This is a genomic window from Marisediminicola antarctica (assembly GCF_009930795.1).
Classification (GTDB): Bacteria; Actinomycetota; Actinomycetes; order Actinomycetales; family Microbacteriaceae; genus Marisediminicola; species Marisediminicola antarctica.
The window spans coordinates 2,022,682-2,035,754 of the sequence record NZ_CP017146.1 but is presented as its reverse complement, the minus strand read 5'-3'; the positions used below and the strand labels follow the sequence as shown (position 1 = coordinate 2,035,754).

The window sequence follows — 13,073 nt, the reverse complement described above, 5'->3', positions numbered from 1 at the left end:
GAAAGGAGCGAACGAAAATGGCCGAATACCTCACGCTGGGGCCCTTGCGGGAGTTCGTGCCCCTCATCCCCGGCGCGGAGCAATTCCTGGCAGGTGTCGACCAGCACGACCTCTCGGTGATGGACCGCGTGCACGTGCGCGACCTGAGGGTGGCCGCGGACCCTGCGGGTCGCCAGGTGATCTCACTGGCACTCGCCGTCGAGGGCGAGACCGTGATTGGTGTCCCACAAATCCCCATCGTGTCGGTCCTGCTGGCCGTGAGCGAGCCGGGCTTCACCTCGCTGCGGGGCCGCCTCACGCTCGGCAGCGGCGGAACCCTGCAGCTTTACGACCTGCGTTTAGCCATTCGCCTCAACCAGCCCCTCCTGCGCCGCTACGATCTGGAGCGCAAGGTCGTGCTCGAGGAGGCGTTCACCGCGCAGGCCGACGCGACCCTGACGTTCTTCGATGACCAGGTGCTGCGCATCGACCTATACAACTACACGATCCCCCCGTTCATGGTCGGCGAGACCGGGCTCGTCATGGCGCTGGAAAACTGCCAGCTCGACCTGGGCGACACATTCGCCAACGGCGCCATTCACGAGCTTCTGGGCGGCGCGACATTTCACGGGGTCTATGCGGAGAAGGCACTGCTGCTGTGGCTACCCCAGTTCCACAGGCGGGCCTCCGCCGAAGCTGGGCTGCGGCTTGAGCTGACGCATATAGCGGTCGACGCCGACGGGATCAGTTTCGAGTTCGACCACTCGTGGAACGTGGCGATCGCAAACGGGGAGATCCTGCCCGCGTCCGAACTGCGTGGCACCCTGTTCGAAGGCGCGCTCTCGGTTGCGCTTGCGAGGGCGACAGGCCGCGTCGTCCAGAACGTCCCGGAGTCGATCGAGGCGGAAGCCGTCATGAGGCTGCCCCTCGTTAGTGGGCTGCTCAAGACGACGTTCTCGCTGGAAATCGCGCCGGACGCCACATTCCTGACCACCGCCCTGGTGGAAACCCACCCCTCCGGGCCGCTCCAGATCGACCTAGGGAGCGCTGGCGAACGGATCACCATGACCCACCTGCGGCTGCTGGGTGAGTTGCGCGAGGCGGGGTTCGGCGCTGAAGGTCAGGCCGGGTTCGAGGTTCGGCTGCCCGGGCTCAATCTCAACGTCGACGAGGTGGAGGTGCGGCTGGAGTGCACCTCTTCGGGCACGGATTTTTCGTTCCAACTACGAGGGCTAAACCTCGGGCCCTTGGGCCAAATGGACGACGCCGAATTGCGCGTCGTGACACGGGTCAAGGGGGACGGCGCGACGCAGCTCGAGGATTTCTATCTCGCTGCGCGCTACACCTGGAGCGATCTGAGCGCGCGACTCGGGTTGGCCTCGCTGCCGCCGCAGTTTCCACTGCCGCCCGACGATGCCACGGTGGTTGCCACCATCCGCTGGCGCGCCGGCGCGCTTTCCCTGCGGTTTGCCGCGAACGTGGACGATCCGACACCACTGTGGCGGTTCCTCCCCCCCGAGTTCCGGCCACCCGTGCGCAACCTTGTCGTGGCGTTCAACGCCGCGTTTGCCGATGCCGCGACATTTCAGGCCCAGGCCGCGGGCAACCCCTTCCCGGGCCGGATCTCGGCCAGCCTCGAGGCCCAGCTGCCCGCCGCGGTGCGCAACCTGCCGGGCGGCCTCGTCGTATTCGACGGCGGGACATCCGCAGAAGAGTGGATGAAGCTAACTCTCGAAGCTGGGCTGCAGAACCCGCAGACGGGAGCGAACGAACCGTACATGAATCTCATTCTGGAGAACCCAATCGACGTGGGCTTGAACTTCCCGTTTTTGCCCACCACGGAACCCGCTATCGCCTTGTCGCTGGACCTCTTTAAGCTGGACGTCGCCGCGGGTGGCGGGGGCAACGGTGCGCTGGAAATCTCTGGCCGGTTCGTACTGCGGCCGCCGCAGCTCCCCGCGGGGACACCCAGCGCTGTGCCCATCGAAGCACTCTTCACACACCTGCGTCAGTTCGTCCTGAGTGGGGACGTCTCCGTCGTGATCCACTTCGCCGGGTCGAAGACCGCGGCGGAGCTCGTGGGCACGTTCGACGATGCGGACCTGCGCTTCGGCATCCTTGAGATGCTGGGAGCCCTGGCCGCGCAATCCGCGGAGCCGCCTGGCTCGGGGCTGGACGTGGAGGTCGGGTTTGGGCTGAAGCGCATCGCGCTCAAGGCCGGGACCATCGACCCCGCACTGCCCGGCGGCCTGAGATTCGACCTCGTGACAGATCTGTTCGCCGCCGGCGTGGCGCAGGAAGTTGCGCTCGGATTCTCGGAGCAGGAGATCCGGCTGGGCATACAGGACCTGCGCATCCCCCTCGCCGTGCCGCAGTTCCCCCTTACCAAAGCAGAGGTCGATGCGCTCAGGACGGACGCGGACTGGATCGCATTTTTCCACGCGCTCGAGGCTCAGATCACGGGCCTGGGCGAGCCGCGCACCTCTGCGGAGCGCCGCGCACTCACCGAATTGGGTATGAGGAAGGCACTTCTGGGCGCGATCGGTGCGATCCGGGAGCGGCTCGGCTCGGACGGCGCAAAGGATGCGTACCGCACCTACACCGGGGAGGTCTGCGGCGTGCTCAACGCGATGACCAGCCCGTTCAACACGCCCAACCCGACCTATCTGGTGATTCGGACCGCGTCGTTCGTGCTGCCCCTGGACAATCCGTCGGACTTGGCGCTTGAGGGCACAGCGGGATTCTCCGGTGACTTCGATGCGGACCCCGATCACCCGCTGCACTGGCTTGCAGGCATCGAGCTGGGCCTGGGTATCTCGCCTGAGACGGTCTACTTCGCGTTCGAATCGGACCAGCCCATCCCCCTGCCTGATCTTGGCCGCTACGCCGGCGGCTCGGTGGAGATCGGCAAGCTCCTCATCGGCTACGGGTACACGATGAACTCGCTGGCGTTCGCCTTCGACGGCCGACTCGTGCTGCCGCCTCGTTTTGTGGAGGACCTCGATACCTCTGACGAGATCGGGTTCGGCATCCGGCCACCGCGCTTCACCGCGCTGTCGGTCAAGCTAGACCTCATCCCCGTAACCCTCGGCGCTATCACCTTCCCGGCACCAATGCTCCGCTTCGACCTGGACATGCGCGCGCCAGGCTCCAGCGGCCTCGCGTCCGCGCTGGGGTGCATCCCCACGAACGACGGACTCCAGCTCATTGCGAAGGGCATCTATCACGACCAACTGCGGCGCATCGCCTTCTCGCCCCTTTTCACGATCCTGCCGATCCCCAACGTGCACCTGGCAGCCGCACTCGACATCGGCAACGCGCGCCTGGGCATGACCCTCGTCGCGGATGATCTGCTGTGGATGGCCGGCATTATGAGCAGCGGCACCCCCATTCCCATCCCGTTTCTGGCAGACCCGTCCGCGCCGTACTTCGAAAACCTGTGCGTGAACATGCGGGTGGCCGGATTCGGGATCAACTTCAACCTGCAGCGGCCCTTCCCAAGCGCGAACCCGATGATCGTCTTCGAAGTGCTCGGGCTGCTCTCCGATCCGCTCCTAGAATTGAACCCACACGGGGCGCTCGCGAGCCTGCTGCGGGTCAGTTTGACCGACGCGGTCGTCCGCGCGCCCGAGTGGGCGCGGCAACTCTTCCCAGCGTTGGAGGGCGTCGTCGACAAGCCGCTCAACGTGACGCTCAACCTGGGAGACGTGATCTCCTTCTTCCAGCAGGTTCTTCCGCTGGTTGAGGCGGCAGGGCAGGCCGCCGACGACCTGACGCGCAACGCGCAAGCCCTGCTCGACCGGCTGAAGCGGCTCGACCTGCAGCCCGACTTTGCCGCGCTGATGCACCTGCTCCCACCGGAGTTGCGCAAGTTCCGCACCCACGGCGCGTTCGCCGGGTTCGAGGCGCGCGTCGTCCTCCTGCTGATCACGCCCGAGGAGGCCCAGGCAGCGTTCCGCGCGCGCACGCAGGGCCCGCAGCCCGTTGCCGCACAACCCCTGCTCGCGCCCGATCCTGCTAGGCCCCTCAGCCTGCCTCCGCTGGACAATGCCCGCACCCTCAACGGCAATATCCCCGCGAAGGGCACGCGCGTCGCCGCGGAGGCCGGAGCAGAAGAGCTGCTCACCGGCCGCGAGTTCAAATCTTTCACGGAGGGTGATCTCGACGCTCTTCCGCCCGTGCCCCAGGGCGCGGCGGGTGTCTTCGCCGGTGCTTATGTCAAAGTATTCGCGGGACAGCGATTCCGATTCGTGGGTTACCTGTTCGACGACGGATCGTTCGCATTCGTATCGGGGCTCAGCACCGAACCGCTCCGACTGAGCGTGCTGGGCATCGAGACGCAACTCCCGTTGCGGGCCACCGCACGGATGGAGCTTGCCGGCCGGTCGCGCCGCGGGAGCGTGACCGCCAACCTGAAGGCGGAAGGGACCGCGGACTGGCGGCCACTGGGGGGCGCGATCCTCCGCGTCACGCTCGGCAACATTCCCCACGTCGTCGCCGCGGGCGAGACGGTCGAGTCGATCGCGGCGCAATACGCGGCCGACCCTGTCGAGCTGCGCCGGATCAACGGCATCACATCCGGCGCCGGCATCGCCGCGGGCCGCCAGCTCACTCTTTCCCCCGCGCGCCTGCAGCTCCACAGCGACGGAAAGTTCGCCCTGGCGGGCAACGCACGGATCGCCCTGTTCAACGGCGCGGCCGAGATCCGCGGCTGGGCTGATGTGAGCCAGGCGCACGCGTTCGCGGGGGGTACCCTGCGCTACGAGGTGGGCAACCACAACGGCGGACCCGCACTGCGCTTGGGGCTGGCGTGCGAGGGGCGGATTGGGCCCGGGCCCGCATTCGCCCTCGCGGGCAACGGCTCGCTTGACATCATGGGGCAGCCATTTGTCGGGGTGCGCGGCCTGGTAACGCAAGACAGCGCTGAGTTCGAGGCCACGCTGGACAGCAAGGACTGGCTGATTCCCGGTTCGAGGCTCAAGCTGGCCATGAGGGGATCGATCGACCTGTCCCGCCGGCTTTCCCCGGCCTTTGATCTGGCGGGAACAGGCTCGATCAAAGCCGGCCGGGCCGAGGTGCGGGGCACGGGCGGGATCCGCAAGAAGCGCAACGGGCAGCTCACGGCAAACATGGAGGGCGAACTTCTCTGGGGCAACCGGCCCTGGCTCGGCGGCAAGGTCAGTCTTCGGCCCAGCGGGGTGGCGGTATCGGGCCACACCCGGTTCGCGCTCAGCCTGACTCCGTCGCAGCTGCCGGGCGGGATCAACGTCGCTGGGTTATACCTCGAGGTGGACCTGAGGGTGGAGGCGAAACTCGACGCGAGCGCACTGCTGGCCCGCGCGGCGCTCCACGGAAGTTGGGCGCTGGGCGCTCGCCTGGCCAGCGCGACCCGACAGGTGCTGCCCCTCGCAATGCAGGAGATCGACTTCGAGCTGAACACCGCGCAGTTGTCGCGGTCTCTGGTCGACGTCTCGGGGTTCAAGCTGCTGCCATTCAACTTGGACACTCCAGACAGCGTGCAGATCCCTATCCCGACGCTGCAGGCCGTCGCAGGCGCGCCGCGGCTCCAGGTGGGTACGATCGACCGCGGCCAGCTCGGCGTGAACGATGCGGTGCGGATTTCGCCATGGTTCACGATCGAGTCAACCCCGTTAGTGCCGAGCCTGAACTTCGATGCGATCCGCCGGGCGGACCGCACGATCGACGAACCCCTCGCCTACACGATGGTCGCTGGCAGCGAGGTACTCGATCTGCCGCTCAACAGCAGCTTCACCGTATGGCTCGAGTGGGAGGACGGCGAACTGAGACTCGCCATCCACAGGCCGGGGCGGCAGCCGAAGAAGTTCGCCATTTAGAGCGAAGAAATGCGGAAAGAAAAGGCCCCTCACGGTACGTGTAAGGCGCTACAATGGAGCGTCAAAATACGCTGGCCAAAGCTGGAGCCGTACCGGATAACGGAGAGCAATCAGCAGGCACCGACTTCGTGAGTGGCCGAGGGGTCGTTCTCGCACCGAAGCGCCAGAGAGCGCTCACGGACTGAGCGCACCTCCCCAAATCTCACGGGGAAGACCTGGAGAGAGCGATAAGGGCATGAAAGGCGGCGCCTCGCCGAAGGGTTGAAACGGGCCAGCATGGGGAGACATCTGTTGAGCACGAGCAGAGTCTCCCCATCCCCATGAGGAGGCCCTATTGCCTCCGTTGAGAGATCGTCAACCTTCGGTTGCCAAACTGCTCCGCCACCTTGGACCTTGGCTCGCCGTGCAGCCACGAACGCTCCGGGGACTTTTGCGACAGCACGGCGTTCACGTGGCGGCGAGGAAAAAACCGTGAAACCTGCTGTTCGAAATCGCTACTGTTGGGCTTCTCCCTGACGGGCGAGGCGCCGGGCTTTGCCGGGGAAGTACACCCAGACCTACCTTGAGACCTAAGCGTTGAATACACGTGCGCGCATCAAGTCTCGGCATTGGGTTTTTCCTCAACGATCAGTTCGCCGCGCAGTGCGGATGGTGCAGGCCTCCGCTTGAGGTCCTCGGCGCCTCAGGTTGCGGGAGTGCCGCATCGGTAGCCCGCGTGATCGCGGCCAGGAGTCGGACGACGCGGACCAGGATGACCATGGCGACGCGATAGACGAGGGTCTGGGTGACGACGGCGAGTGGGGCCTTTCTGTTCGCACTGTTTCTGTTGGCACTGTCGGGGTGCACGTCGAAGGAATGGCTCGAGCCGCTGGGCATCCGTGGGTCCTTTCGTCAGCGTCCTCTCAGAGCAGGGAGGGGAGCGAGTGCCGGGGAGGAAGTTGACTCTCGGGGGCCGCACGCGGAAGCCCCAGGCGTCCACGGGTCGCCAGGGTCAGCGCGAGGGCGGCAGCCACGTAGGTGCCGAGGATCACGACGTCGACGACCGCGGCATCCGGAACGAGGGTCAGGTAGTCCTGCGCAGGAGTGAAGCTGCCGTGGAAAAGGAGGCAGACGAGCACGCTCCCGGTGCGGTTGTAGAGCCAGGTGTAGAAGAACGCCAGCACGAGCGGCACGATGAAGCCGAGCGGACCGTAGAGCGGAACATGCCAGATCCCCCAGGCGAGGCCGAGGATAAGGGTCGCCGAGACCGGCGATCGCAGCCGCTGCAGTTCGGGGAGGGCGAAGCCGCGCCATCCGGGTTCCTCGAGTCCGCCGCCGATCGTGGCGACCATCACAAAGGTGCCGAAATACGCCGGTGCGAGCCCGTCGAGGCGGCTCAGGTCGGGGACCTCACCCAGCACGACGAGCACGAGGTTGATGACGGCGTAGATTGCGACCGGCAGAAGCAGGGCGATCGTGTAGTAGACGGGGTTCACCCGCCAGACGAGCAGGCTTCGAAGCCAGGTTTGCGCCGTTGCCCGTGTCGCGGTCACGATAAGGGCGGCCGCGAACGGGCCGAGCCCGCCGAGGAGGAAGACGACCTGACCGCCGCCGAGCGCGGCGAGCCCCCAGAGGGTCCACGAGATAGCGTCGGCGAGGAGGAAGAAGGCGATGAGGGGGTGACCGGCTATCCAGATGCGGATCCGGTTCCTGCTCTCGGGCTCGGGCTCGGGCTCGTTCTTGGTCTTGTTCTTGTCCTCGCGTTTGTTCTCGGGCACATTCTTGTTCTTGTTCTCGGTCTCGGTCTCGGTCTTGGACTCGTTCTTATCCTCGTTCTTGTTTTCGTGCTCGGGCATGTTCGCGAGTTAAGCCGGTGTACCGGCGGCCGGCTAGGGACTTGGGTCCCTCCTAGCTTGTCGTGCTGCTCCTCCCGGGTTTTCCGCCCCACTTCTCCGCCCCGCTGCTCCGCCCCAGGAGCGTGGGCGAGAGGTTCGTCCCGCGCGCGGAGCGCGGGGCTGCAATGTCGGTGGCCGATTCCATCCTGTCGCCACTACGATTCCACGACCGTCCGTCGACCAGATCCTCACCCAGGTCTTCGCCCGCCAGCCGGCCACCGTGTGGCGCTCAGGCGTCTGCGATTCCTTGATCCGCTGCTGCGGAGCTACCTCGAAACCGAGGGCCACCGTTCCCTCACCACCGGGCTTTTCGCCGAGCTCGAGATCGAGCGCGGGGTCGAGCCCGCGGGCGCGTTCGCCCGCATCGTGAGCGGCGATGTCCTGTTCTACACCCTCCCGGGATTCATCGAGCCCGGAGTCCTCTCCCCCACGTATTCACGAACGGAGTCCTGCGAACGGTCTCGCTGCACTACCTGCCCATCCGCGCCGATCAGGACGCGCGGGACCTCCGAAGGAACGAGACCGAGCTGATCAGCGACGCCCACCAACGCAGGCGGATCGGCCAGATCGAGGATGCCGGCGAGACCGCCGAGTACGAGGAGGTGATGCAGCAGGAGGCAGACCTCACCGCCGGCCACGGTGTGCTGCGCGCGACCGGTCTCGTGTGCATCACCGCGCCCACTCTTGACGAACTCGACGCCACGGTGGCGTCGATCGAGCAGGCTGCCAGGCAGAGCTCGTGCGAAACCCGCCGGCTCGTGGGCCAGCAGGCACAGGCCTTTGCCGCGGCGGCGCTGCCTCTGTGCCGCCGCGTGTGAACGGCGACGGTCCGCGGACTACGCCGAGAAGGTCGCGCGATGACACGATCTTCCGCCCAGCCCCCGCACCGACGTCACTTCGATAAGCGAGTCCAGCAGCGGCTCGCTCTGGGAGGCGGTGGCCCTCGCCTCTCGCGGTCGAGAGCCGGCCGAAACGCAGGCGGGTTAGAAGCTGAGCGAGGGAAACGCTCATGCGACTGGAATGTCATCGTGAGGTCTCCCAGTGGGGCCGGGCTACTCGGCTCCCGCACCGGCGGAAGCCGTAGAAGGCACGGTCTGACTCGTCGGGGAACTTCTCCGCGAACGGTCTGTCTCGGGCGTTCAGGAACGGGCGATCATCGTGGATCAGCGGATGGTCGCGGCTCCTCGAGAGCCTCGTCCAGCTCACGCAGCTCGGTGAAGGCCTCCACCCGGGCCGCCCGGCGGATCTCGGCGAGGTCGGCGACATCCGTGTGCGTGAACCGGTGATGCGCGCCCACCTCGTGTGAGGCGAGCACGCCGTCTGCGACCAGCTTCATCAGCGTCGGGCGCGATGCTCCGAGGACGCTCGCGGCCTCGGCGGAGGTCAACTCGGCCGGGACGTCCGGCCAGTCGCTGGTGAGGTACGCCTCAACAGCGCGGTGGCGGAATGTGTACGGCTTGCCGCGCTCGATGATCCCGCGCACGGAGTCCAGCCGCTGCGAGGTGGGGCCTGCGTCGGTGGCCTTGGCCAGACCCATGTCGTTGGAGATGCGGGTGAGGGTGCGCTCTTTCGCCGGGAGATCAGCCATCGCCCGGAGGAAGTCGCTCTCGCGCCCCGGGAGACGCTCGAGGATGCGTTCGACGTGGATCACTGCCTCGGCGCGGGCGGCTTTCCAGCCAGTCAGTACCTCTGTGCGGGTGATGACATCGCCCGTTCCGGCGTACCAGGCCTGCTCCCCGGCGAGCTGGAACAGGAAGGGCTCGCCGCGGCAGATGTCTCCCTCGACGACCTCACCCGCAAGAACGAATCGCGGCATCCGTCTCCCGAGGTCATGGCTCTGTGCACGGCATTAGTGCACGCCGGACGATCTCTTCGAGATCGACACCGCCCCGGTCCATAACACCGCGACCGGATCGACTCAGTCGATCACCCGGGCTGCGGCGAACGGACACGGGCGATCCTTGCCGCCGCTATGAATAGGAGCACGCGCCGTATCCGGTCACGTCAGGATCAGGCTGTTCATCCGCTGATACCGAGACGAGTCAAAAGAGTTTCGGCGGCGCTACCCATGCCAGCGAGTTGCCAAGAGCCGATGACCACCGCGATCAACGCTAACCAGGCAATCTCAGAGGGTGCGCTTCGCCGGACGACGCGGTGCAGAACCAATCCGGCTACGGTGACGATAGCGATCGTCGAGCCTGCAACTTGCGCGAACGCCATCCGGACATATGCGGCGGCGTCAGGCGCGGAATAGCTATTGAAGATGAGCACGAGTGCCATGGGAACGACCAGAACACCCAGCAGAAGGATCACGCTCGCGGAGAAACCGCGGAGTCGGGTTCCGGGCGCTGGCCGTGCAACACTCTGGCTCATGAACCCGAGTGTAGGGCTTCGCCGCGAATCCGTCGCGCTGCGCGCTGACGCCACCAACAATGGCGCACGGTGGTACCCGGCCGTGGGCAAGCGAGTCTGTGACTGCGCACGCTGCGGCGCCCCTGTGGCACGCGTGGCGCGTGAACATTGCTGGAGGTGCACGAAGCAGCTCCAAAATGACCCCGCGCTAGCTCAGTGCCCCGACTGCGGCGGTGCGCTCGTACTTCAGCCAGACACCAGCAGATGCGTACGGTGCTCCCGCACGTGCACAGACTGCGCGAATCCGGTCCGATCCCCGACAATTCTCCGCTACAGCACGTGCCGGCGATGACAGGTCTCTCGCAGCAGCCAGGGCATCCCACAGGGAGGCCGTCGGTAGCCCGCTACTACGACGGCCACTGCCGCTACAATCCACGAAAAGGGAGAGTGCAATGGTCCTTCTCGCCGCGATCCTGTTCGGGCTCGCCATCGGCGCGCTGCTCGAGTTCTCCGCCCCCACCGGCCGCCGCCTGATCCCGGGTCTGGCCGCGACTGTGCTCGCGCTCCTTGCCGCGTACGTCCTGATCACCTACTACCCCGAATCCGGCGCAGGTCTGGTCATCCCGTTCGCCGCCCTCGCTGGCATGGCGCTGGCGTCCGGCGATGCATGGAAGGACCACCCGCTGCTGTCGGACCTGAACTACTGGGAGCGGGTCGTGTTCATCACCTCGAACCCGCGGGTCATCCATGACAAGCGAGTCATTGAAGAGTTCGAGGAGAGGGTCAAGCAGGTCTGAGACCTGTACGACGAAGCCCCGATGGCTTGACCGACGATCCGGCCTTTTCGCCGCCAGCGCGCGGTTCCCGTGCGAGCAACGGCTCTGCGGCTCCCATGAGGTAGCCCGGACGCGCACGGGTCGTGGCCCTCGCACCCATGCGTGTGTGGCGGTTAGAGCAGATTCGTCGGCTCCTCGATCGACTGGACGAGACCGTCAACGTTCGGGTCCATAGTGAGCTTCCACGTGAGGCCGAGGGGACGGTAAGATTCTGGCCCGGCGCTTCGTACAGAGCCTCGTACGTGACCATCACGTCGAACACCAGCATCCCGCCGACTTCTTCGGGGATGGCGCCGCCAACGGCTTCTTCAACATGGTGACCGTCGCCACGACGCTGTCATGCCCTTGCGGGTTCGCGATGTTCGGCTGCTCGGTGAGGAGCGGCGACCCGGCAGCGAAGAACGGAGCGAGCCTTGCGGCGTGCGCGTCTTCACGCTCGTCCGGGATCACGGTGACGTACGCGGTCGCGGCGGCCGCGGCGACGTCGGAGACCCCGAAGCGGATCTCCCGCCCGACTCGAAATCCGGACGGGCCGCGTCCGTCGGCGCGCAGGTCGTAGATGGTCTGCGCGTTCACGCCGAGGTACTCGGCGAGCTCGCTTGTTGTCAGCACGGGTTCGAGGCCGAGCCCGGAGAGGCGTTGAGTGTCCATACCCCCTAGGTGGGCAAGGCCGTCCCAGCTGGTCCGAGACCGCTCGAACACCTCCCCCGAGGATCCCCTCGGGATGCAGTTTCTCGCGAATATTCGTTGAATAAACGTTAAGCGCATCAAGTCTTGCCCTTTCAGTGAGGACAAGAAACCCTGATCAAACGTTGTTTCGAGGTAGGGCGGACGGGACTTGAACCCGTGACCGACGGATTATGAGTCCGCTGCTCTAACCAGCTGAGCTACCGCCCCGTGTGCTTGTCAGTCGGCGTTGGCCGAGTCGTCGAGCGACACTTCGGTGATCGGATCGACCACCTTTTCCCCACGATACAGGCTCTCGAACGTGAGCAGCGTGCTCTCGATGTCGTGCGGGGCGGTGTACGCGAGACTCGTGCGCTTCATGCGGTCGAGCTTGTCCGGCGAGGCGGTAAGCACTGTGGTGAGCTTCTCGGCGAGGTCGGCCACGTTGCCCGGCTCGAAGAGGTAGCCGTTCTCACCTTCGTGCACAAGGTGCGGGAGGGCCATGGCGTTCGCGGCCACGACCGGGAGACCGGATGCCATCGCCTCGAGTGTCGCGATGCTCTGCAGTTCGGCGATCGACGGCATCGCGAACACGGTGGCTCTGGTGTATGCGGCGTGCAGCTCCGCCTCCTCGACGTAGCCGGTAAAGGTGACGCGCGAGGCGATGCCCAGTCCGATCGCGACCTGCTGGAGGTGCTGCAGCAAGTCGCCGCCCCCCACGATCTCAACTTTCACGTCGAGCCCCGGGTCGAGGCTGGCGACGGCTCCGAGGAGCACATCGATGCTCTTCTCCCCCGTGACCCGGCCAACGAACAGAATGCGGTTTTCGGTGCGCTGATCGAAGTTCGGCTCGTACTTGGATGCGTTGATGCCGCAGGAGATCGCATGAACTCCGTCGAGGTCGACGGCCTCCTCAAGGAACGCGGCGGCCTTGCGGGTCGGACTCGTGACCGACTCGGCAAGCCGGAATGTCTTCGCGGCGTCCTTCCAGGCGAGCCGGATGGCGGTTTCGCGCAGAAACTTCGGCAGCAGACTGTGTTCGATCATGTTCTCGGGCATGAAGTGGTTCGTCGCGACGATGCGGATGCCGCGCTTCGAGGCCTGGCGGGCGAGACCGCGGCCGATGACGATGTGCGACTGGAAATGGACGACATCCGGTTGCACGGCGTCGAGCACCTTCGCGGCATTGTGCTGGCTGCGCCACGGGAGGGCGAACCTCACCCAGTCGTGCGGATACCAGCGCCACGAGTACAGCCTGTGCACCGTGAATTTGGTGCCGTCGTGCTCCTCGATGAAGACGCCGTGCTTGCGGCTCGGAGCCGGCGCGACGATGTGAACCTCGTGACCTCGCTCGACGAGGCCCGCCGCGAGCCGGGACGCAAAATTTGCGGCGCCATTCACGTCGGGTGGAAAAGTATCGGCTCCGATCAAGACGCGCATCGGCGTGACTGGCGTGGTGGCTCCAGTGTGGGAGTCAGACAAATTCTTGGGTGTCCCTTGCATTGTGTGCC

The 13,073-nt window shown here is 65.9% G+C and carries 9 protein-coding genes and 1 tRNA gene; 3 read left to right on the top strand and 7 right to left on the bottom strand.

What is annotated here, in order from left to right; all coding sequences use genetic code 11:
* Positions 1-17 precede the first annotated feature (17 nt).
* A complete protein-coding gene (locus BHD05_RS09600) occupies positions 18-5,834 on the top strand; it encodes a LysM peptidoglycan-binding domain-containing protein (RefSeq protein WP_161886228.1) in 5,817 nt (1,938 codons plus the stop codon).
* A gap of 627 nt (positions 5,835-6,461) precedes the next feature.
* Here BHD05_RS09600 and BHD05_RS09595 read toward each other — a convergent pair.
* Entirely contained in the window at positions 6,462-6,710 is a 249-nt protein-coding gene (locus tag BHD05_RS09595) for a hypothetical protein (RefSeq protein ID WP_161886227.1), read from the bottom strand.
* A gap of 26 nt (positions 6,711-6,736) precedes the next feature.
* Positions 6,737-7,669: a CPBP family intramembrane glutamic endopeptidase gene (locus BHD05_RS09590; RefSeq protein WP_202614187.1), complete on the bottom strand. Its 933-nt coding sequence runs from the start codon at positions 7,667-7,669 to the stop codon at positions 6,737-6,739.
* 440 nt (positions 7,670-8,109) lie between these two features.
* Between BHD05_RS09590 and BHD05_RS15935 the strand changes: the two genes are divergently transcribed.
* Complete coding sequence (locus BHD05_RS15935; RefSeq protein ID WP_335920188.1) at positions 8,110-8,526, top strand: SCO6880 family protein; 417 nt, start codon at positions 8,110-8,112, stop codon at positions 8,524-8,526.
* A 335-nt stretch (positions 8,527-8,861) separates the two neighbouring features.
* Here BHD05_RS15935 and BHD05_RS15930 read toward each other — a convergent pair whose 3' ends face one another.
* Positions 8,862-9,524, bottom strand: coding sequence for a helix-turn-helix domain-containing protein (locus BHD05_RS15930; protein WP_236966493.1), 663 nt, complete (start codon positions 9,522-9,524; stop codon positions 8,862-8,864).
* A gap of 203 nt (positions 9,525-9,727) precedes the next feature.
* Positions 9,728-10,081: a hypothetical protein gene (locus BHD05_RS09575; protein ID WP_161886226.1), complete on the bottom strand. Its 354-nt coding sequence runs from the start codon at positions 10,079-10,081 to the stop codon at positions 9,728-9,730.
* Positions 10,082-10,512: 431 nt separating this feature from the next.
* On the opposite strand from BHD05_RS09575, the gene BHD05_RS09570 reads away from it, so the two are divergent.
* Complete coding sequence (locus BHD05_RS09570; RefSeq protein WP_161886225.1) at positions 10,513-10,857, top strand: hypothetical protein; 345 nt, start codon at positions 10,513-10,515, stop codon at positions 10,855-10,857.
* Positions 10,858-11,145: 288 nt separating this feature from the next.
* Here BHD05_RS09570 and BHD05_RS09565 read toward each other — a convergent pair whose 3' ends face one another.
* The 3 genes from BHD05_RS09565 to BHD05_RS09555 form a co-directional block, all read right to left on the bottom strand.
* Positions 11,146-11,547: a helix-turn-helix domain-containing protein gene (locus tag BHD05_RS09565; RefSeq protein ID WP_161886224.1), complete on the bottom strand. Its 402-nt coding sequence runs from the start codon at positions 11,545-11,547 to the stop codon at positions 11,146-11,148.
* Between the two features lie 172 nt (positions 11,548-11,719).
* Positions 11,720-11,793: transfer RNA gene (locus BHD05_RS09560), tRNA-Ile, on the bottom strand.
* Between the two features lie 9 nt (positions 11,794-11,802).
* Positions 11,803-13,002: a glycosyltransferase gene (locus BHD05_RS09555; protein WP_236966492.1), complete on the bottom strand. Its 1,200-nt coding sequence runs from the start codon at positions 13,000-13,002 to the stop codon at positions 11,803-11,805.
* Positions 13,003-13,073 lie beyond the last annotated feature (71 nt).